Origin of the sequence: Nocardia sp. NPDC004654 (genome assembly GCF_040609595.1) — a bacterium.
Classification (GTDB): Bacteria; Actinomycetota; Actinomycetes; order Mycobacteriales; family Mycobacteriaceae; genus Nocardia.
The window spans coordinates 74061-92625 of record NZ_JBEXKI010000010.1; the positions used below are offsets into that span (position 1 = coordinate 74061).

The 18565-nt window shown below is 69.7% G+C and carries 15 protein-coding genes; 4 read left to right on the forward strand and 11 right to left on the reverse strand.

Annotated features, from left to right (window positions below; translation table 11 throughout):
• Positions 1–45: 45 nt before the first annotated feature.
• Together modA and ABZV58_RS29855 are read right to left on the reverse strand one after the other, a co-directional pair.
• Complete coding sequence (gene modA, locus ABZV58_RS29850) at positions 46–837, reverse strand: molybdate ABC transporter substrate-binding protein (protein WP_355003518.1); 792 nt, start codon at positions 835–837, stop codon at positions 46–48.
• 100 nt (positions 838–937) lie between these two features.
• Positions 938–1909: a molybdopterin-binding protein gene (locus tag ABZV58_RS29855; RefSeq protein WP_355003519.1), complete on the reverse strand. Its 972-nt coding sequence runs from the start codon at positions 1907–1909 to the stop codon at positions 938–940.
• Positions 1910–2213: 304 nt separating this feature from the next.
• Between ABZV58_RS29855 and ABZV58_RS29860 the strand changes: the two genes are divergently transcribed.
• Positions 2214–2618, forward strand: a complete 405-nt coding sequence (locus ABZV58_RS29860; protein ID WP_355003520.1) for a pyridoxamine 5'-phosphate oxidase family protein — start codon at positions 2214–2216, stop codon at positions 2616–2618.
• Positions 2619–2755: 137 nt separating this feature from the next.
• Here ABZV58_RS29860 and ABZV58_RS29865 read toward each other — a convergent pair whose 3' ends face one another.
• From ABZV58_RS29865 to ABZV58_RS29880, 4 genes are all read right to left on the reverse strand, one after another.
• On the reverse strand, positions 2756–3238 hold the full coding sequence (locus tag ABZV58_RS29865) for a hypothetical protein (protein ID WP_355003521.1): 483 nt from the start codon (positions 3236–3238) through the stop codon (positions 2756–2758).
• Between the two features lie 494 nt (positions 3239–3732).
• The gene (locus tag ABZV58_RS29870) at positions 3733–3894 is read right to left on the reverse strand and encodes a hypothetical protein (protein ID WP_355003522.1); all 162 of its coding nucleotides are present in this window, start codon (positions 3892–3894) and stop codon (positions 3733–3735) included.
• A 1106-nt stretch (positions 3895–5000) separates the two neighbouring features.
• Entirely contained in the window at positions 5001–5750 is a 750-nt protein-coding gene (locus tag ABZV58_RS29875) for a hypothetical protein (RefSeq protein ID WP_355003523.1), read from the reverse strand.
• Positions 5734–6045 carry a hypothetical protein gene (locus ABZV58_RS29880; RefSeq protein WP_355003524.1) on the reverse strand — a complete coding sequence of 104 codons (312 nt, stop codon included), beginning with the start codon at positions 6043–6045 and terminating at the stop codon, positions 5734–5736. The genes ABZV58_RS29875 and ABZV58_RS29880 overlap by 17 nt, the downstream gene beginning before the upstream one ends.
• A 274-nt stretch (positions 6046–6319) precedes the next feature.
• On the opposite strand from ABZV58_RS29880, the gene ABZV58_RS29885 reads away from it, so the two are divergent.
• Positions 6320–6787 carry a hypothetical protein gene (locus tag ABZV58_RS29885; protein ID WP_355003525.1) on the forward strand — a complete coding sequence of 156 codons (468 nt, stop codon included), beginning with the start codon at positions 6320–6322 and terminating at the stop codon, positions 6785–6787.
• Positions 6788–6801: 14 nt separating this feature from the next.
• Here the strand turns inward: ABZV58_RS29885 and ABZV58_RS29890 are convergent, their stop codons facing one another.
• Complete coding sequence (locus ABZV58_RS29890) at positions 6802–7461, reverse strand: SRPBCC family protein (protein WP_355003526.1); 660 nt, start codon at positions 7459–7461, stop codon at positions 6802–6804.
• 153 nt (positions 7462–7614) lie between these two features.
• On the opposite strand from ABZV58_RS29890, the gene ABZV58_RS29895 reads away from it, so the two are divergent.
• Entirely contained in the window at positions 7615–8256 is a 642-nt protein-coding gene (locus tag ABZV58_RS29895) for a TetR/AcrR family transcriptional regulator (RefSeq protein ID WP_355003527.1), read from the forward strand.
• Positions 8257–8416: 160 nt separating this feature from the next.
• Positions 8417–8899 carry an SRPBCC family protein gene (locus ABZV58_RS29900; RefSeq protein WP_355003725.1) on the forward strand — a complete coding sequence of 161 codons (483 nt, stop codon included), beginning with the start codon at positions 8417–8419 and terminating at the stop codon, positions 8897–8899.
• A gap of 5 nt (positions 8900–8904) precedes the next feature.
• Here ABZV58_RS29900 and ABZV58_RS29905 read toward each other — a convergent pair whose 3' ends face one another.
• From ABZV58_RS29905 to ABZV58_RS29920, 4 genes are read right to left on the reverse strand one after another with little or no spacing between them, the layout of a single operon-like run.
• Positions 8905–9381 (reverse strand): DUF4442 domain-containing protein, encoded by a 477-nt coding sequence (locus ABZV58_RS29905; protein WP_355003528.1) that lies wholly within the window; start codon positions 9379–9381, stop codon positions 8905–8907.
• Between the two features lie 32 nt (positions 9382–9413).
• Positions 9414–10904, reverse strand: coding sequence for a polyketide synthase (locus tag ABZV58_RS29910; RefSeq protein WP_355003529.1), 1491 nt, complete (start codon positions 10902–10904; stop codon positions 9414–9416).
• Positions 10901–17143: a type I polyketide synthase gene (locus tag ABZV58_RS29915; protein WP_355003530.1), complete on the reverse strand. Its 6243-nt coding sequence runs from the start codon at positions 17141–17143 to the stop codon at positions 10901–10903. The genes ABZV58_RS29910 and ABZV58_RS29915 overlap by 4 nt, the downstream gene beginning before the upstream one ends.
• Positions 17140–18543: an FAD-dependent monooxygenase gene (locus tag ABZV58_RS29920; protein ID WP_355003531.1), complete on the reverse strand. Its 1404-nt coding sequence runs from the start codon at positions 18541–18543 to the stop codon at positions 17140–17142. Before ABZV58_RS29920 ends, ABZV58_RS29915 begins: the two co-directional genes overlap by 4 nt.
• Positions 18544–18565: the final 22 nt, after the last annotated feature.

Below are 18565 nucleotides of genomic sequence, written 5' to 3' on the forward strand. Positions count from 1 at the left end.
CTGCGCGGGGGTCCGGTCACTCCTCATCCCGAGTGATCCGAGCGCTCAAGGGGTGTCGAAACCGGCGGCGGCGAACACCTGCTTGGCCCGATCCGAACGGACGAAGTCGACGAAGGCGGCGGCCGCGTTCGGGTTGGGCGCCTTGGCCAGCGGCGCGATCGGGTAGGTGTTGACGGCCTGGGTCGATTCGGGGAAGTCGATGCCCTCCACCTTGTCCCCGGCGGCCTGGACATCGGTGCGATACACCAGGGCGGCGTCGACCTCGTCGAGCGTCACCTTGGTGAGCACGGCCTTGACGTCCTGCTCGCGGGTGTCGGGTTGGGGTGCGATGCCCGCGATCTCGAAGACCTTCTTGGCCGCGGCGCCGCAGGGCACCTGCTCGGCGCACAGCGCGATGCGCGGCTCGGTCTTGCCGAAGTCGGCGAGACCGGTGATCTTGCCCGGATTACCCTTGGGCACCGCGATTTTCAAACGGTTGCTCACGAACGTCGTGGGCTGGGCGGTGATTTCGCCACGGTCGACGACCTGCTGCATATTGGCGGGCGCCGCCGAAGCGAAGACATCCGCGGGCGCGCCCTGCCCGATCTGCTGGGCGAGCGACGAGCTGGCGCCGAAGCTGTACACCACCTTCACCCCCGGATGCGCGGCTTCGAACTCCTTGCCGAGCGCGGTGAAGGTCTCGGTGAGCGACGCCGCCGCGAACACCGTGACGGTGCCGGAGACCTGATCAGATCCCGTCGGCGTCTGCGTGTCGTCCGAGCCGCAGCCCACCAGTCCCGCGGTGACGGTGAGCACGGCAGCGGCCGCATTCAGCGTCCGGAATGTCTTCATCCTCATCAACTTTCTGTAGTTCGACCACGAACTGGGCCGAGTTCACTGTCCCGCGGATTCGTCACGGCTGGCCATATTTTGCCGCGTCTGCGGCACATATGCCGGGTCATTGCGGAATCGGCAGGACTTCCACGAGCGCGCCGCGACCAGACCCTGGCGGAAGTAGGGCCAACGCCTGCGCGGCGAGGAGATCGGCCAGGTGTGGGGTCCGCGCCGCGCCGACGGTTCGCCAGACGCCGCCGTCGACCTGCCGGGCGGGCACGACGCGGGTGCATCCGAGCTCCAGCGCCAACGCGTCGGCGATCCGGCCCCAGCGTGGTGGCGACGGACTACGGCCGGTCAGGGCACGGACCAACGATTCGCCGGTGACCAGCAAAGCCGTGATCGCGGCCAGCGGATTGCCCGGGAGGGCCAGCAGTGTGCGACCATCGGCGAGGCGCGCCACGATCTGCGAGCCTCCCGGCCGCATGCGCACACCGTCGATCAGGATTTGCGCGCCGATCTCGGCCAGCACATCGCGCAGCCCGTCGGCGGCGCCGCGTCCGGTCGCCCCGACCGAGACCACGAGTTCGGCATCGGTGTCGAGGTCGAACCAGGACCGCAGCACCGCACGGTCGTCGGGCAGCCGCCAGACCTGTCGGCAGTCGATGTCGCGACCGCGCAGATAGTGCGGCAGCACCGGGCCGAGAGCGTCACGCACCTGCCCCTCGGCGCGGAGGCCGGGCGCACGGATCTCGTCGCCGGTGATGAGTACATCGGCGCGCAGCGGACCCCGGATCGCGGCGATCGGCGCGTCGGCACTGAACGCGACGGAGGCGAGCGCCGGATCGACCCGGGCCCCGGCGGGGGCGAGTTCGTCACCGGCGGACCAGTATTCGCCGCGCCGTCGGATGTCGTTGCGGTGGGAAACCTCGGGCGCTTCGGTCACGACCCATCGCCTGCCACGCCGTTCGGTGCGGACATGCTCCCAGGGCGCATACCTGACCGGCACCGGCGGAAGGGCCGCCGCCAGAACCGCGTCGATGTCGTCCACACTCACCGCCGCGCCGGTGTCCTCCTCGAGGGATACCGCACCCACGCATCGCCCTTCCCGTCGGCAACCATTCGGACGCACATCCTCGCATACGGAGACTTCTCGCCGAAATCGCCGCAGTTGCGGTCAATTACCGCAACCTCACCCGCATACGCGGTCAGCGGTGCGGCGCCGGTTTCCTCATGATCCCGACGACCGGGCAGCCAGGCGAACGTAACCGAGCCGTTGACGAGCAGGTCACAGACCGTTCCTAGCGTGGCGCGCTCACATACGGCACGAGAACGCTAGCGAATCCGCATTCGCGGAGAAATCCGCGCGTTTCACCCTCGGTTTCGCCTACCCTTGGTGAATGAGCTCGCCGGACCTCCCGCCCGACCTGGTAGACATCATCGGCAGGTACGACCTCGCCCTTCTCGTCAGCATCGGCGACTTGGGGCCGCACACCACACCCCACCATCCGGTGCTGGAGGACAACCGCTTTCACATTCCCGCGCCGGGACCGGTCACCTGCCGCAATATCACTGCGAACCCGGCGGTCACCCTGCTCTGGCCGCCGGAGGCACCGACCGGCCACGTGCTGATCGTCGACGGTCACGCCGCGCTGTCCGGCTACACCCTCGAGATCGTCCCTACGCAAGCCGTCCTGCACCACACGGGCACGGCGGACGCCATGTCGCGGCGCTGTGCCGACTGCCGCCGGTTCAATCTCGCACCGCCGTATCTGCTCGGCGAGCGGCGCGGGTTCCCGTCGTGAGCGAGCGAACCATAGGCACAGCGCGCATTCGCGCACGACGGAGCCGAGCGCCAGCGAGGCGCAGTCGTCAGCTGACCCGACCGCGCCGACCTCCATCGATTGCGCCGAGCCCATCGGCGATTGCCGGCCAACCGGGCTCAAACAGCCTTGAAGGTACCGAGTCCCGAGGACACATTGATGGCGACGCCACCGGCGGTCGCGAGTGCGACGATCGAACCCGCTCCGGTGAACACCCGCACCGGCGCCGGGCGGCAGTCACAGGGCCGCTGCGCCGTTTCCCGATCCGGCACGTCCACTACACCGACCGCTCCGGTCGTCAGATTCGTCCAGTGGATCCGGGCGTGGGAGTCGAAAACGGTGCCACCGCTGAACGGTCCCGGGTTGGCGACACCGAAGGTGGTGACTCCGGGTTCGTCACCGACGGTCGCGGTCAAGTAGACGCTGAATGTCGATGGAACACCCCATGTTTGGGACAACTTGATCAGTGGGAGATGAAATGTGGTCGTCTCCGCGGCGTGCGCGACGGTGTGCTGCCCAAGCACCAAGGCACCGACCGCCGCACCGACGACACCCCACTTGGCGCTCACGCCAGCAGCCCGGTGAACCACCTTCTTCGTCACTAGCCCTCCTCATAGTCGATTCCGGCCCGCATAGATGCTGGCAGCGCCATGACGATCGACGAGACGATCGCTGGATCGGCGCTGCCCACAGCCGCATTCACGGTGCCGCCTGCGCCTTCGGCAGGGCTCCGTGAACGAGCAGCACGCCAAGTAAACAACCCGAGGGGCGATATTCACGGCATCGACCCGCCCCGACTTGTGGCTTGCTTGCCCAGTGGTGATCGAGCTCGAGCTCGACCCCGCCTCGCCGCCCGGCGGCCAGCGAGACAGCGTGCCCCTCTTCGCACAATCGGCGTCCCCATCACCTGGACATCCCTTCCGGTCCAGCGGCACGCCGATGACCGCGCGACCGGCGATCTCCGCCTGGGGTCGTGCGGCCCCAGGCGGAGACGCATCCCCAATACCTACGCGGCGGCCGCCATTCCAGACCGGTGAAGCCAGGCAGCTTCGTCACCGTGGATGGTTTCGCGGCCGCCGCGGGCCGGGCCGAACGACTACAGGCAGAAGCTCAGCTCGATGTGACCGAGCGGGATACCGGTGCACACTTCCACCGAACCCGACACCGGTGTAGCCGCGGTGGCGGTCCCCGCGGTCAGCGAGCCCGCCGACAGCACCAGGGCGGCGATGGCAAGCGGGCGAACAATTTTGGAGGTCATACATCATCCTCTGGTTGTGCATTCAACACGTCCCGGGTTCGGGACGGGCCCATCAGACCACGCTTCGTTACCCGCCGGTAGCCATCCGCGATCGCCTCGTGGAGATCCCAAAGTGTCGGCGAAACTTTGTGTGAATCCGATTTGCAGACAACGGGATCCGCCGCGACGAACGATCCGCGGCATGTCGGCCGTCGCGGCCCTCAGCCTCGTGCACACCAACCGCCGACGAGACGGCGACTGGGCCCCGCGCTCCGAATACTGAGTTCCCATAACAGATCTGCTCTTCGACACCGGGTACGGCACGACCGCGACAACGGTCGATTTTCGCGCGAACCGGACATTGCCCACGGACGAACCGTCAGCCGAAAAGCTGGCGCGCTCGACATCTCATCGGCGACACCTGTCCGCCGACTCGACGACGAGCACCCCGGCGTGAGAAGGACGTGAGCCGATGACCGGCGCGAACGAATTGCCTACGAGTTTCGGTCGACAAGTCCACGCACGGCGTACGCAGTCTTGCGCAGGCCGGATTTCGATCGCCGAACTCGTTGGCGCACAACGCTAGTTCTGCGGTAACCCCCAGCACGGGTAGTCGCGGCCGGCGTCGATGAGGCCGACGCTGGCCGGTGTCCGGCAAGTTACGTGCGGTTTGTGGCGATAATCGACCACCAAATGCAGGTTCGCGGCCTTCTCACCGGTGAACGTCTGATGGCATTGCGAACAATGGCACACATTGTGGGCGCTCAATGGCCACCAGCACTGACATCCCCGGCATTTCACCGTCTCCGGCGATTTCGTCTTCATGATCACTCACCTGCTCGCGCGAACACGCGCGGTCCACACCGACACCTCGGTCGTACCCGCACCGTGCTGCGTCACACCTTCATACTCGATCGCCGTAGCGGCGGCTTTCCCGGTTCCGAACTCGACGTGCTTGCGCGGTGAGCATCACCGATCGCGAGCGCGACGAACAGTGTATGCCTGATGTCCTGAGGGCTCGGCCTGGCGCGGAAATGCGTCCGGCACACCGTGTCCGGCGTTGGTTCGCGCAGCGTGGCGAAGACCGACGGCGCGGAAGTGATCCGCCGCCGCGGCGGGGTCTCCGGTCAGTGATGGCTCTCTGCTCGCAGGTCCTCGACCAGCGTGTCCAGGGTGTCCACGAGCCGGGCGATCGACCGGGCCTGCGGGTGCGGCAAGTCGACTGCGACAGCGCTGCCGACAGCGGCTCGCAGCAGTTCGACCGCCTCGGCGATCAGCGCCGCGTTCCGCGCCAAGCGCTGCCGAGAGATACGGTGCTGGCCGACCGGGCTTGCCCAGTCCGGGCGCGGCAGCTCCTGCAGCATCTGGCTCACCCGGGCCCGGATCGCGCTGGCCAGTGCGATGGCTTCGGCCCACTGCTGGGCGAGCGCGGCGGCGCCGTGGGTGCGGCGCGGGTCGTTCGGTTCGGGGCACGCGTCGTCCAACTTCGCCGGAAGCTGGCGCAGCAGCTCGATCAGCAGGTCCACATGGTGGCCGGTCAGGCTCGACTCATCGGTGAGAGTGGGATCGATGTCGAAGATCTCCGCCGCACTTCGCGATTGCGCGACGGCGTCGGCCAGCAGCGCCCGCGCGCGGCGGCGTTCCTCGTCGGTGCAGCCGGGGGTCGACGCGAGATGCCCGGCCGCCACGCGGATGGCCTCGAGCAGACGGCGTTGCTCCGGGCAGGGGCGGGCGATCGGGCGGTGATGCACGCCGAAATCTTCCGCACGGTCATCGCTCGTCGACGTCGGCGTCCACCCCGATCCCACCGCGACGGGGTCGTGGGGACGGCTCACGGTCACATAGCGGTCGATGACGCGGTCAGTAGTCGTGATCACCCAGCGACCTTCTCACCTGCGGCGACGGCAGCGGCTGATCCGAGCGCGTGTCTCGCCGACATTTTCGTGCGGCGTCGCGATCGGAGCGGTCGGCGCGACGCACGGCCCGCGCCCACACACCCTCCGAAGCCGCGGTGACGATCGCGCGGCCCATCGAGCACGACCCACCTTGGCTGTAGTACGACAGGTACGACGCGCTTCGGAACATCGCGCGCCCGTCGACCTCGCGGCGGCATAGATCGGAGTTTTCTGAGAATTTCTCGAGATTGTGCCGACGTATGGTAACGAAGGTCACTCACTGCTATTTTTGTGACTCGCGAGTATCGCTCCAACTCACTTGCATCAGGCCTTCACCTGCCGCTGCTGTCAGGTGTCGCGGAGGGTAGCGATCTCCATCCCCATCTGCAGAAGAATAATTCCAAGGCGTATGCCGCCATATCGGCGCGCCTTGCCCAGGAGATCATGTGACTGGCGAAAGAAATTCGAATCTCGCGCATTCACCGGCGACCCCCGCCAGGCCTGCCCGGCGAGCGTGACCGGAGATGGCGGCGCCAACTTCACGTTTACGTGTGCCACGGCAACACGGGCCATTTCTCGCACCGGACGATCTGCTGCGCGCGATCAGCGGACGTTCGAACTGCGATCGACCATTGTCGGGCTGGGCGCGGAAGCTCGGATCGCTGCACCGCGAGTGGCTCGGCGCGCCGTCCGAATGCCAAATCCGCCAGCAGGTAGCGGGAGTCGTCCACGAGATCGACGCGTGGATCACCGCGCAGCTTCCGCGCCCGCGGCCGGGCGCTCCCCGCGGGACCGATTCGGTGGGCGGGGTGATCGCGCGGGTCGCCGAAGCCGCGGCATGCGCCCATTGGGCGCTGCACCACGTGGAGGACGCGGTCCAACGCCACCGGGCCTGGGATCATCTCGCTGAAATGCGCGAGGGTTACGAGGATTTGGTGGCGCTGGCATTGGACGGGTTGATCAGGCTGCCCAAATCCTGGCCCGGCATCGGCTGGCCCGCCACCGCTACCAAGAAGTAGTAATCGGCGCCCGGTCAGGAGCTGGCTTCGGCGGCGGCCTTCAGATCCTTCAACCAGGCTTCGAGGCCCATACCGAGGAAAGCGGTGGAGGTGGGCACGTCGGCTTCGACCTGCGCGCCGGTCCAGTTCTCTTCGGTGCGCACCAGGACGCCGCCGTCGACCTCGGTGAAGGTCCAGACGTGCACGCCGTTGTCGATGCGCAGGCCGTCGCCGATGCCAGGGCCGCTCCAGCGGATGCACGTACTCGGCTGCATCTGGTGGACGCTGGAAGTGATGACCAGGGTGGTGGCCGGGGTCGTGGCGGTGGCGGGCGCCGGAGTCGTCCACTGGAACCGCGAGCCTTCCCGCAGCGGTCCCTGGTCCAAGAGCTTCATGCTCGTGACGGGCTTCTGCCAGGAGGGCCAGCGTTCCACGTCGGTCTGCAGTTCCCAGATGGTGCGCAATGGCGCCTCGATCAAGGTCTCCGTCCGGTAGCGGATCGGCGCATCGCGATCGATACCCGCCCCACCGCAAGTCAGGGGAGCCGGGTGCGCGGGGTCGGTGGTAGTCGCGGCTCGGCCCGCGGTTTCGTTCTCATCGCCGCCGCATGCGGTGACTGCAGTCAGCGCGAGCGCGGCGGCCAACGGGATGAGGAAGCGGGCGGCGCGGCGAGCGGTTCGCGGGGTGTGGGACATGAGGTTCTCCTCGTCAGGGCTTGGAGCCGACAACCATCGAGTTAGAGTCACTCGATTTAGTTAGAAGCTATAACCGCGACCAAGTGAGTGTCAATAGGAAAAGTGATAGGGTCTAACTGTCATGTCGCGGAGGTCGTGCGGAGGTGGTGGACGATGGTCGCCAGTGGGGCGAGTTCGCGCGAGCGCTATCGGACCCAGGTGCGCGAGGAGATCAAGCAGCACGCGTGGGAGCAGATCGCCACGGCGGGCGTGTCCGCGCTGTCGCTCAACGCGATCGCCAAGCAGGTCGGCATGAGCGGCCCCGCCCTGTATCGGTACTTCGCCAGTCGCGACGAGTTGATCACCGAGCTGATCCGCGACGCCTACCGAAGCCTCGCCGACGCGATGCGCGCGGCGTTCGGCTCCGGCGCCGACGTCACCGAGCTGGCCTACACCGTGCGGGAATGGGCCTTGGCCGACCCGCAGCGCTACTTCCTCATCTACGGCACACCCGTCCCCGGCTACCACGCCCCCGACGACACCACTCAGATCTCCGCCGAAATCATGTCGGTGCTCGTCGAAGCTTTCGCCGGGCTGCCTCAGGACAATCCGACGACGCCGTTCGACGCCCACCTCGACGAGCACCGTCGATGGGCGGAAGGCCACTCGGCGCCCGCCACCGTCCTCCACCGCGCCGTGTCCTTCTGGACCCGGCTCCACGGCGTCCTCTCCCTCGAACTCGCGGGCCACTTCACCGGCATGGAGTTCGATCCCGCCCTCCTCTACGCCGACGAGCTGAACACCCTCCTGACCTGACCGCGACCTTCCCCGAGTGACGACTGCCGCCGACGAGTTCGGCCATGCCGCTACGGCGCGCCCACGACTGTCGCCGGAGTCGGCGCGGCCCGTTCCGGCGGAAGCGAATTCGCGCCGCCTCGAGCGCAAGGGTTGTGCGCTCGAGGCATGGGATGATTCGATACCGCCCGTGACCGAGCAGATCGATGAGATTCGTGTAGTCAGCGCCAGCCGGGAGATCGCGGCGGACCCGGCCGACATCTTCGAGCTCATCGCCGACCCCGCGCAGCAGCCGCGGTGGGACGGCAACGACAACCTCGCCGAGGCGCCGACCGGACAGCGGGTGCGCGGCGTGGGCGAGGTGTTCAGCATGACGCTCACGAACGGCGCTGTGCGCGACAACCATGTCGTCGAGTTCGCCGAGAGCGGCCGCATCGCGTGGCGGCCGTCGGAGCCGGGCAAGGAGCCGCCCGGTCACCTGTGGCGCTGGGAGCTGGCACCGGCGGGCGAGGGTCGCACGCTGGTGACACACACCTACGACTGGACGGCGCTGACCGACGAGAAGCGTCTGGTGCGCGCCCGCGCCACCACCGCGGACAAGCTGTCCGCGTCCATCGAACGCCTCGCCGAATTGGCGGAGCGGCAAGCGAATTCCGCCGAGTAGTCCTCTCAGCTCAGGCGGCGGACGTGCAGGTCCTGGGTGGCGCGGGCGATCGCAGTGCCATCGGCGGCACGGATCTCGGTGACGTGCGTGGTGACGGACCGGCCGGTGTCGTCGACTCGCGCGCGGATCGCCGCCGCCTCGTCGGGCGTCAGCCGCATGGTCGCGGTGACCACGTCGTAGCCCGGGGCGAGGAACTCGATGGCGCCCTTGCTGTTCCAGATGCGATAGCCGCCGCCGAGCTGGCCCGCCGCCATGACCGCGTAGAACGGGTCGGTCATCGCGAAGAGGGTGCCGCCGAAGGCGGAACGGTTGACGTTGCGGTTCCAGGCCCGCACCCGATGCGAGACCCGTACCGAACTCCAGTCTTCGGCGACGTGGCGGACCCGCACCCCCGTGAACAGCAGTGGTGGATACAAGTTCATCAGCAGGTGGAACGCCCTCGGGCTGGACAAGGCACGGGCATGGGCCGAATTGTTCGCCATGGAAACACCTTTCGCTGGAACGCCGGATTCGCTCATCGCGCCGCGGGGACCGGCGCGGGCGGCTCGCCGAGGAAGGCGGGCACGCAGACGACGCGGTGGCGCGCCCGGCGAGCAACCGTCACGCCGGATCTCCCGTTCGGGGCGCCGTCGGCGGCCTGCGCGGGCGCCGGTCCCACGATGACATGCGCGTTGGTGCCGATGATGCCGAACGCGCTCACGCCCGCCAGCGGTCCCGAATCGTCCGTCGACCAGCGCGCGGACTGCTCCGACACACGAATATCGGTGCCATCGAGGGTGATTCGCGGATTCAACGTGCCGAAATGGACCAGCGGCGGGACGACGCGTTCACGCGCGCACAGCAGTGCCTTGACCAGGCCGACGACACCGGCGGCCGCTTCCAGGTGCCCGAGATTCGTCTTCAGCGTCCCCACGTGCAACGCGCGGCCGCCGTTGCGCGCGCCGAGCGCGGCGACGATCCCGCTCATCTCGATCGGATCGCCCAGCGAGGTGCCCGTTCCGTGCGCCTCGACCATGCCGATGTCGGCCGCCGAGCATCCGGCGTCGTCCAGCGCCGACTCGATGACGCGCTGCTGCGCCCGCGCGTTCGGCGCGGTGAAACCCGACGAGCGGCCGTCCTGATTGACCGCGCTGCCGTGGATGACGCCGAGGATCCGGTCGCCGTCGCGTTCGGCGTCCGCCAGACGCTTCAACACCACCGTCGCGCACCCCTCGCCGCGCACATAGCCGTTCGCCCGCGCGTCGAAGGACTTGCACAGCCCGTCCGGCGCGAGGGTGCCCGTCTGGTCGATCAGCCGGGTCGAGTTCGGGGCCAGCACCAGATTCACGCCACCCGCGACGGCCACCGCGCACTCCCCGCGGCGCAGCGACTGGATGGCGTGGTGGATCGCGACCAGCGACGAGGAGCACGCGGTGTCGAAAGCGATGGCGGGTCCGGTGAATCCGAAGGTGTAGGCGATGCGGCCCGCGGCGAAACTGTGGCCGTTGCCGAGCGCGGCGTGCGCGTCGACGTGCCGCGCGGACCAGTCGGCGTAGTCGAAACGGCCGGTGATCCCGACGAACGTGCCGATCGGTTCCTCATGCGGCCCAGCCGGTTCCAGACCCGCGTGTGCCATGGCGTCCCACGTCGTTTCGAGCAGCAGCCGGTGCTGCGGATCGATCGCCTGCGCCGCGCGCGGGCTGATGCCGAAGAACTCCGGGTCGAAGTGCAGCGCGTCGTCGATGAAGCTGCCCATCGTCGGCAGCCTGCTCCATTCGTCCTCGAACGGCCAGCGGCGGTGGATGGGCATGTCCGCCACCAGATTTCGCCCCTCCCGCAGCGCCGTCCAGAGGCTTTCGAGGTCGGTGATGCCGCCCGCGAGGCGCAGGCCGACGCCGACTACCGCGATGGGTCCGGTCGCCGATCGCCGCGTCAATTCCTCGCGCAGCCTGCGGATCGTCTCGGTCGCGCGGCGCAGCGCGGCGTCGGCGGGCTGCGGCGCGGGCGCGAGATCCGTGTCGTTCATATCGCTTCCTCTCGGGTGGGAATCGCGGCCGCCAGCCGCTCGCCGATCGCGCCGGACAACGCCTGGGTCGTTCCGTAGGTCCACAGCACGGTCGCGGAAAGCTCCAGCCGGAAGGTGAATTCCAGCTTGTTGCGCATCTCCAGACTCATCAGGGAGTCCAAGCCCAGGGTCTTGAGCGGCGTCGCACCGTCCAGCCCGGCCGGTGGCATGCGCAGCACCTGCGCGGCGATCTCGGTGACCTTCGCGTGCACGAGCCGATGCCGTTCGTCGCCGGTCGCGCGCGCGAGCGTGTTCAGGAAATCGTGGGCGGCGGTGTCGCCTCCGCCGACCTCGGCGCTGTCCCGCAAGGCGTGCCAGCTCGATTGGGCCGCGCAGTCCGGGTAGGCGTCGAACCACTGCCGCCGGTTGAGCGACAGGTATCCGACCACCGGGCGGTCCTCGCACAGAAGGTGATCGAGGGCGCCCCAGGCCTCGGCGGCGGCGATGCCCGTGAGGCCGCGTGCCGCCAGGCGGGCGCCCCGGTTGTCCTGCGTCGCCGCCAATCCGATGTCGTCGAACGGACCCCACTGGACGCTCAATCCCGGCCGCCCGTCCCGTCTGCGCGCGGTGGCCAGCGCGTCGAGATAGGCGTTGGCCGCCGCGTAGGCGCTCTGCCCCGGGTTGCCGATCAGCGCGGCGGCCGAGGAGAACAGCACGAACGCGTCGAGCGGGTCGTCGGCGGTGAGCGCGTCGAGATGGCGGGCGCCGTCGATCTTCGGCCGCAGCACCCGCTCGATCTGCTCCGCGGACACCGTGGCGACGGTCGCGTCGTCCAGCACGCCCGCCGCGTGGAACACGCCGCGCAACGGCGGCAGCTCCGCGCGGACGGCATCGAGGACGGCGGCGAGTGCGGCACGATCGGCGACGTCGGCCCGATATTCGCGCACCACAACGGAATCGGGATCGCGACCCGAGTCACGGATCGGATCCACCGACCACGTTCCCGGATCGGACGTGCCGCGGCTCACCAGCGCCACCGCTCCCGCGCCGTGCGCGAGCAGATGGGTGGCGAGACTGCGACCGAGCGCACCGTGCCCGCCGGTGATCAGATACGTCCCGCCGCTGCGGAACCGGCCGTCGGGCATCGGCTCGGGAACGACCCGGTCCACGGTGTCGGGACGGGTCAGCACGAGTTTGCCGAGGTGGGTACCGTCGGCCAGCTGCCGCAGCGCCCGCGGTCCTTCGGCGAAGTCGTACACCGTCACCGGCGGCGCGGCGAGCCGTTTCGACACGACCTGGCGCCAGGTCTCGCGCAACACCGTCGCGAACCGTTCGGGCCGTCGGGTCATGAGCCCGGCCAGATCTACCGCGCTCACCGTGATTCCCTTGGCGAAGGCGCCCAATCCGATCCTGCGGTCGGCGTAGATGTCCTTCTTGCCGACCTCGAGGAAGCGGCCGTCCTCAGCGAGTACGTCCAGGCCGCGATCGATGGCCGCGCCCGCGAGCGCGTTGAGCACGACGTCCACGCCGCGTCCGCCGGTCACCGCACGCACCTCGTCCGGCCAGTCCGACGAACGCGAGTCGAAGACGTGCTCGACACCGCAGGTATCGCGCAGGTACTCGCGGCGGCGCTCGGTGCCCGCCGTGGCGATCACGGTCGCACCGAGCGAACGGGCGACGCCGATCGCGGCCAACCCCAAACCTCCTGCGGCGGAATGGATCAGGATGACGTCGTCGGCGGTCGCCGCCGCCAGCCGGACCAGCGCGTACCAGGCGGTGGCGGTGACGATCGGCAGCGCGGCGGCGGTCGCGGCGGGCATGTCGTCCGGTACTACGGCCGTGTGGTCGGCACGCACGGTCAGATGCGAAGCCAGCGAACCGAATCCGCAGGCGACGACTCGATCCCCGACCGCGCGATCGCCTACGGCGGGGCCGACGGCGCGCACCACGCCCGCGCATTCCGCGCCGAGCAACTCGCTGCCCGCCGAGGTGTCGGGATAGGCGCCGGTGGCTTTCATGACGTCCATGAAGTTCAGGCTCGCGGCCTCCACCTCCACCAGCACCTCGCCGACACCGGGTGCATGAATGTCCAACGGCCGGAAGGACAGTCCGTCCCAGAACCGGCCCGGCGTCGGCCCGAGCCGGAAGGGCTGCGCCACCGTTCGCAACGGCGGTGAACTGGTGTCGTCACCGGCTGGCGTCCCTTGTTCGAGCCGACCGACGTAACGGCCGCCCTGGCGCAGCACCACTTGGTCGTCGCCCAGCGCGGCGAGGAGCTCGGCCGCGCACTCCTCGACTCCCGCCCCGCCCACCGGATCGAGATCGATGAGGTCGGCGGACAATTCGGGGTGTTCCCGGCGCAGCACTCGCACGAATCCCCAGAACAGCGCGCCACCCGGGTCCGGCCGATCCGCTGGTTCCGCGGCCTGGGCGTTCGCCGTCACCACGACCAGCCCGGCCGGTGTCGCCGTGGCATCGAGGACACGGCGCACCAGCGCCGCGAGTTCGGTCAGCCCGTGCCGCTGAGCGTCGAGTCCGTCGCGGGCGGTCGGCGCCAGGAACACCACGGTCTTGCCCGCCCAGCTGGGCGCCTCGGCGTCCGGCTCGATCGAGACCGCGGGACCACCGCCGTCGCGCAGCGCCGCGGACAATTCGGCATGCGAGTGCGCGGTTCCGGCCAGCACGAAAGTGCCTGCGGACGTGCGTTGTTCGCGTGGCACGGGCCGGAATGCGAGGGTGAACTCGCGGTCGGAGCGGCGCCCGCCGGTCCGCTCGCCGTCGATCGGGTGCAGGTGCAACCCGTTGATCCTGGCCAGCGGTGCGCGATCGTCGGTGAAGAGGTGGAGGTCCACGCGGGTCTCGGATCGGCGCGTCGCGTAGGCCCAAGCGGCGTCGACGTATCCCGCCGGTTCGCCGTAGAGCCGCAATTCGTCGATACCCGAGGGCAGCATCGTCCGCTCGTCGTCGAACAGGGCCAGGGCGGTCTGCAGCACCCCGTCCAGCAGGACGGTGTGCAGTTCCGCGCGGCCGGTCTGCGCGCGACACTGTTCGCCGAGCGCAACCCGGCTCAGCGCGGCTCGACTCGCACCGTCACCACGCACCCGCAGCTCGCGGATCACCTGGAACTGCGGACCGTAGTGCAGTCCGCGCCGGTCGCAGTCGCGATAGAAATCGGCAACCGGGACCGGGGCCGCGTCGAGCAGGTCGGCGGGGAACGTGGCGGGTGCGTCCGTCGGCTCGGCGGACCGCTCGGCGTGGCCGCCCGCGTGCACGACCCAGCCGTCGGCGTCGCCGGTCAGGGATGCGACCTCGAAGCTGGTCCGCGCCGCGAGGTCGTCGCGCAGGCCGACTTCCACGCGCACCGGCCGCACCCCGAGCACGAGGGTGTCGACGAACCGCAGACCGCGCAGCGCGACGGGCGTAGCGCCGAAGCGAGCGCGCGCGGCGGCGATCACCAGCGCTGTCATCATCGCGGCGGGCGCCAGCACCGCGTCGCCCACCCGATGGTCGGCCAGCCACCCCAACGCGCCGGACAGGTCCCCCACCCGCGCCAGCCAGGCGCCGGGTTCCAGGGAACTCGGCGCCACCTCGACTCGCAAGGAGGCTGCGGCGCGGCTTTCCGGTGCGGCCGAGGAAGGCAGCCAATGGCTTTCGTGCTGGAACGGATACCGGGGCAGCCGCGCCGCCCCGCGCGCCTCGACATCGGCGAACGGGAGGAGACCGGAGACGTAGGCGCGGGCGCGGCTGCGGTTCATCTCGGCGATCGGATCGCTGTCCCGGTACAGCGACGGAAGCACCGCCGGTGGTCGCGGGCGTGTCGCGGCCAGTTGCTCCGCGGCGGGCAGCAGGACGGGATGCGGGCTTATCTCGACGACATGGGTGACGCCGTCGTCGTACAGCGCCGACATCGCCTCGGCGAAACGCACACGCAGGCAAAGGTTGTCGATCCAGTAGTCCGCGGTGAGGTCCCGGGGCGTCACCTTGCGCACCGAGACGGTGGACATCATCTCGACGCGGCCGGGACTCGGCGTGACCTCGGCCAGTTCGGACAGCAATCGCGGCCGCAGCACCGACATCCGCGGACTGTGCGAGGCGTAGTCCACGTTGACCATCCGGCAGTAGGCGCCCTCGGCGGTCAGGATCTCCCGCAGCGCTTCGATGGCGTCGGTGTCGCCGGAGAGCACGCAGGAGCGCGGGCCGTTGTGCACCGCCAGCGCGACAAGGTCCTCGAAACCCACCACAGCCGAGGCGATTTCGTCGATGCCGAGGTCGACCGCCAGCATTCGCCCGGTGCCCGCGACAGTGCGGAGCGCGGCGCTGCGGCGGGCGACGATCATCGCCGCGTCCGCCATGCCGAGCAGACCCGCGACGGACGCCGCCGCGATCTCGCCCTGGCTGTGGCCGATCACGACGTCGGGTTCGATGCCAGCTCGTCGCCACATCGCGGCGATACCGCAGGCCAGCGCCCACAGCACGGGCTGAACCTGGTCGACCCGATCGAGCCAGCCCGCACCGCCCGCGCCGGTGACGATCGCCTTGGTGTCCCAGTCGACATGGGGTTCGAGTGCGGCGCAGCACGCGTCGAGCGCGTCGGTGAAGGCCGGGTCCACGCCGTACAACGCGCCCGCCAGCCCGTGCCACTGGCCACCCTGACCGGGAAAGACGAAGGCCACCCTGCCACGATCGGCGGCGCGGCCGGACAGCAGCGAAAACTGTTGCGCCGATGGGTCGTCGGCGTGCGCGCGCAGCGCGGCGGCCAGTTCGACGGGATCGTCGCCGAGCACCGCGCTGCGCAACGGGTGCGCGGTGCTGCGTCGGGCCAGCGCGGCGATCACGGCCTTGGAACGCGCCGGGTCGGTGTCGAGCAGATCCGCGATGTCGTGGCACCGGCGGCGCAGCGCGTCGGGAGTATGCGCCGAGACCGGAAGGAAACCGAGGGCGGGCGCGGCGGAGGCATCCGCGTCCTCGGCCACCGCGTCGGCGGACCGCAGTACGACGTGGGCATTGGTGCCGCCCCAGCCGAAAGAGTTGACGCCGATGTAGCTCGACCGATCCGCCGGGAGCTCGATCGGCTCGCGAACGACACGCAGATTCAGCGCGTCGAAGGGAATCTCGGGATTCAGCGTCTCCGAATGCAGGCTGGGCGGCACGCGCCGGTGCTCGAGACACAGCACGGCCTTCACCAATCCGGCGATGCCGGCGGCCGCCTCCAGGTGGCCGATGTTGGTTTTGATCGACCCGATCGGCAGTGGCCCGCGTTCGACGGGTCGGTCGGCGCCGAGGATCTCACCGAGCGCCCCCGCCTCGATCGGATCGCCTCGGCCCGTTCCCGTCCCGTGCGCCTCGACGTAGGCCAGGTCGCCGAGGTCGAATCCGCTGCTGCGGTAGGCGCGGCGCAGCAGATCGCGCTGGCCCGCCGGATTCGGTGTGACCAGGCTGTCGCCGCCACCGTCGTTGTTCACCACGCTCTCGAAGACGACGGCCCGCACCGGATCGCCGTCGGCGCGGGCGGCGCGCAACGGCTTCAGGTACACGGCCGCCACGCCTTCCCCGCGAACGAACCCGTCGGCGCCGTCCCCGAACGCCGCGCAGCGGCCGGTCCGCGACAGTCCGCCGAAGTGCGTGAGACCGATCGAGACATCCGGCGCCAGAAGCAGATTGACGCCGCCGACGATCGCGGACTCGACATCGCCCGATCGGATCGCCCGGACCGCGAGGTCCAGCGCCACCAGCGCCGAGGAGCATCCGGTCTCGACGGTCATGCTCGGTCCCGTGAGCCCGAGGGCATAGGACACCCGCGAGGCGATGACATCGAGTGCCGTACCGATCAAGCTGTGCTGGCTGGCCCCGAGTTCTCGTCGCGTGCGCAGGATCTCGTAATCGTGCCAGGACGCGCCCATGTAGACGCCGACGCGGCGACTACGCACGTCGGCCAGCGGAATGCCGCCGTCTTCCATCGCGCGCCAGACCGTCTCGAGCATGATCCGCTGCTGCGGATCGATGTCGGCGGCTTCGCGGGGCGAGATTCCGAAAAGGGCGGCGTCGAACCGATCGACGCCGTCGAGGAATCCGCCGACGCCCTGGACGCGTTTCGAACCGTCCAACGGTGCGTCGGCGTCCCATCGCTCGGACGGCACCGGACGGATGGCGTCGCCGCGGGCGAGCAGCGACTCCCACAGCTCGTCGATGTCCGCGGCGCCGGGAAACCGGCCCGCCATGCCGACGATCGCGATCGGTTCCGCGGTACGCGCGGCGCTCATCCGACCTGCCTCCCCGCGAGCAGCCCGCGCTCCCCCGGCGTCAGCGGCGGTTCGGTGGGCGGCGCGCACCGCGGGCGGCGCACGACCCCCGACAGCACCGCGGGGTGGGCCAGCAGCAGCGGTGACTGAGCCAGGAACATGACCTCGATCAGCCGGGTCCCGAGCTCCGGGCGTTCCGGTGCGGCACGCAGCAGCCGATCGCCGTACCGCTTGCCCACCCGGTCCACCCAGCGCGGTCGCGCGCCGGTGGTGTTCGGATAATGCAGATCCTGGCCGATCGCGGTCAGCCACGGATAGTTCGCGGCGCCGGTGACGGCCCGCTGCAGCTTGCGCGAATCCGCCGGTCTCGCGGCGCCGCGCGCGACCGCTCGACGGAGCGTGCCCGCGCATCGTGCTGCCGCGGAAAGACCGTGACCGTAGGTCGGATTCAGCGCCGTCGCCGCGTCGCCGATCACCACGAACCCCGAGGGCCATTCCCGCATCCGGTCGAAGCGATGCCGTCGGTTGACGGTGCTGCGGGAGCGCTGGATCGAGGACAGCGGCGCCGCGTCCGCGATCAGCTCGCCGATCAGCGGCGCGCGCACCCACCGGCGGGCCGCTTCGCGGAACTCGTCCTCGTCCGCGGGCAGGCGGCACCCCCGGGTGCCGCCCACGGTGACGAGCCATCGACCGTCCTCGATCGGCAGGAGCAGTGCGTTGTATTCCGGTCTGCCAGAAGCCGGATGGGCCTGCACGATGACCATCGGAAAGTTCGTCTCCGCGCCGGGCAGCGCGCGGAACTCGCGGGTGGTGTAGGTGTGACCGGAGTCCACGATCTCCGGCGGCGCGAGGGTCGTCCCGAGACTCGCCAGCCATTCGACCGTCCGCGACCCCCGACCGGTGGCGTCGATCACCAGGCTCGCGTCGAGCCGTTCGGTCTCGTCGTCCGGCGTGTGCAGCTCCACGCCCGTGACAGCCCGCGCGTCCCCGAGCAGACGCACCGCCGCTGTGGCGGACCGGAACTCGACATTGCGCCACTGCCGCACCATGTCGTAGACGACGTGGTCCAGCAGCTGCCTGCTGCAGGTCATGCCGAACCGGCTCGTCGGATACCGCGGCATCCACCCGCCCGCACCGGAATAGAGCAGCAGGTCGGCGTTCATGCCCACGCGATGTGCCCCGGCCCGAATCAGGCGCTGGGTCAGACCGGGCAGCAATTCCTCGGCGACGGTAACGCCGCCAGGGACGAACAAGTGCGGGTGGCGGGCCTGGGGCACACCGCGGCGCAGCGCTGGCTGTTCCGGGAACCGGTCGCGCTCGACCACGCTGACGTGCTCGACGTACGGCGCGACGGCCGCCGCCGCCAGCAGTCCGGCGAAACCACCGCCGACGACCACCACGTGCTCTCGAGCCGCGCTCATGCCCGCGCCTCGCTGCCCCTCG